Annotated in this window: 2 pseudogenes; both read left to right on the forward strand. The window is 43.2% G+C overall.

What is annotated here, in order from left to right:
* Positions 1-575 (forward strand): annotated as a pseudogene (locus INF73_RS21955) (WavE lipopolysaccharide synthesis family protein); the annotation flags it as partial.
* A gap of 6 nt (positions 576-581) precedes the next feature.
* Positions 582-814, forward strand: a pseudogene (locus INF73_RS22200) (ABC transporter); the annotation flags it as partial.

An 814-nucleotide genomic window follows, 5' to 3' on the forward strand; every position in this document is an offset into this window, starting at 1 on the left:
TACTAACTGCGAGTTGGGTGGCACGAGATGCCAGAGGGAGTTTACCGTTCCTGTTTCACCCCGGTGATATTTTCCTTGCGGGACGGACTGAGGATATTCGACTATTTTTTGCTGCTCCCTTGGCTACATGTGAGATTTATTCTCGAGTCTACGCACCAGGGATGACTTCTGCCTGGCGATACGTGCCGGAACAGTGGTTGTGGATAAATGCGATAAAACTGCGAACCGGGAAAATGGTATATCAAGGTAATTTCGAAACTTCACCAGCTTTGGTGGAGAGTTCAGAGCAGTTTTTTTTAGCAAATTTTATCCCTTTTAGCGCGAGGAGACTCGGTCTTAGCTGGCCAAAATATTGGCGTAAATATCCTCTAAGGGGACTTTTTAGCTTGTATACAACCGGGCGCTGGCAGGAACTCTATGCAAGTACCTATGGATTGGAATTTCCTGGGAGCAGAAAGAGAATAATGAGGTTTTTTATAGCACTATGGCGATTTGGATATATTTTGCGTGAGTATCTACTGCGCTGTACGCTGTTAAGAAGGGTCGCTCACTATTTTTTTGTTCATCATGAGTAACACTGTATGTCAAGAAATTTTATTTCAACAGCAACAAGCTATTCGACAGTACGCGAACTTTGGAGTTCACGATTTTTGTTTCAGCAACTGGTTATTCGTGATCTGTCAGTACGTTACCGCCATACTTTGTTAGGCTGGCTATGGGCCGTGATTAATCCTGCTCTGCATTTGGGAATGTACTATATCGTATTTGGTGTGATGGTTAAAATCAAGACTCCAGAATTTAATGTCTCCTATAC

Origin of the sequence: Enterobacter cloacae complex sp. P6RS (assembly GCF_014982245.1) — a bacterium.
GTDB lineage: Bacteria > Pseudomonadota > Gammaproteobacteria > Enterobacterales > Enterobacteriaceae > Enterobacter > Enterobacter bugandensis.